This window comes from Subtercola boreus (genome assembly GCF_003399635.1).
Taxonomy (GTDB): domain Bacteria; phylum Actinomycetota; class Actinomycetes; order Actinomycetales; family Microbacteriaceae; genus Subtercola; species Subtercola boreus_B.
The window spans coordinates 1-1,613 of record NZ_NBXB01000096.1 but is presented as its reverse complement, the minus strand read 5'-3'; the positions used below and the strand labels follow the sequence as shown (position 1 = coordinate 1,613).

General features: G+C 61.4%; 1 protein-coding gene. It reads right to left on the bottom strand.

The window, feature by feature from the left end; genetic code table 11:
• Positions 1–77 precede the first annotated feature (77 nt).
• Positions 78–1,514, bottom strand: coding sequence for an integrase core domain-containing protein (locus B7R22_RS18690; RefSeq protein WP_116413180.1), 1,437 nt, complete (start codon positions 1,512–1,514; stop codon positions 78–80).
• Between the last annotated feature and the right edge of the window lie 99 nt (positions 1,515–1,613).

Genomic DNA, 1,613 nt, shown 5'->3' with positions numbered 1-1,613 from the left:
GGTGTGTTATCTCGCGACATCGTGGACACTGGATCTCGTCACTTCGTGGACGGTGAGTCTCATGGCTTCGTGCACAGCTACTGTGCTTGGTCTCCGAGCAGGGCGGGGAGGTCGACACGGCGCTGTTTGAACTGTTTCTGGTACTCCGCGGTCTTTCGTTGCCAGTGTTTCGTCGTGTAGGCCACGTTGACGCCTTGGATGGAGTACGACGCGACGTATCGGTCTCTGACGTTCAACGCGACCATCGGTAGTGGGAACGAGAACACGATTTCCCCGGTGACCGGGTTGGACAGTATGAACGTGTCGTCGGTGATCGTCCGGTAGAACTGGCGGTCGGCGTACGTCGCCGGCAGCGACACGTGATAGCCCTGGTAGTAGACCTGCCGGTTCGCTTTTGTGACTTCCACGATCGACTGATCCGCCGCCTGCCTGGGCGCATCATCGTCGGGTAGTACCTCCCCGGTCTTGGAGATCGTCAGCGACGCCCGGCCCAGATCTGATTGTCGTCTGGCGCGCACCTGCCGGTACTGCGATGCTTTCGCTTCCAGCACCGTCAACGGGATCGGCTCGGTCGCGGGCGTGTGCTCGAGAAGATCCCATGCTGCCCGCGGGGTCGCCTGCTCGAGCGCTTGATGCGGCCGACGGTTGTTGTAGTGCTCACGGAATCGCCTGATCCGGGCACGGAGCTGCTCGAGAGTCGCAGGCCGGTCGGCGTCCAGGAACCGGATCAGTGTTTGGTGGGAGCGTTCGTTCTTACCCTGCGTCGTGGGTTTACCCGGCAGCCCGCTGATCGGCATCGTTCCTTTGGAAGCGAGGAAGATCTCCACCGACCCGATCCTCCCGGCCCGTAGCTGGTTGAACGCGAGCGAGTTATCCGACAGCAGCTCCTTCGGCGCCCCGTGCGCCGCGATCGCCCGCCCGAGCACGTCTTGGGCGTCGGTACTGTTCTCATGACGCGCGTACCCGTCCGAGCCGACGTCGTACCGGCTCGCGTCATCGAGGATTTGATACACCGTCGCGACCTGCCCACCGATGAGCTCGTACTCGAACGCATCGAGTTGCCACAACGACATCACCGTCGCACGCACGAACGGAATATACGACGACTTCGGCCGCTTCTTCGGCGACGCGTCAACTTGCCCGACGCTTGCCAGTAACCGTGCGATCGTCGCCACCGACGGAACCTTCCCACCAGGGAACCCATCCTGCAAGGTCGCCTCATAGTAGATCGACCGGGGACCGTAATCCCACCCGTCAGACTTCAGCTGTTTGCGGATCTTCACCAGCTCATTCACAACCTGCTGCCCGTACCGCCTGGCCGGAGACTTCGGCGCACGCGACCGCGGATGCAACGCCGCCGACGACTCCCGCGCAGCCCGACCACGAACCTTGTAGAACACGCTCCGCGAGATCTTCAACGAACGACAAAAGTCAGTCACCGTCAAAGCGTGAGGCTGCGTCGGGTCATAGTTCATAATCGCGGCACGAGTCTGGGGAGAAAGAAAATTCGTCATCCCACCCGAATACCACCCCCGCGAGTGTCTCCGATGCTATGAGACATCGTGTCCACGATGTCATGAGATCGTGTGTCCACGATGCGATGAGACAGCACA

Excerpts from the sequence above, each read along its gene's own strand:
- B7R22_RS18690 (WP_116413180.1), bottom strand. The coding sequence starts at position 1,514 with ATGACGAATTTTCTTTCTCCCCAGACTCGTGCCGCGATTATGAACTAT.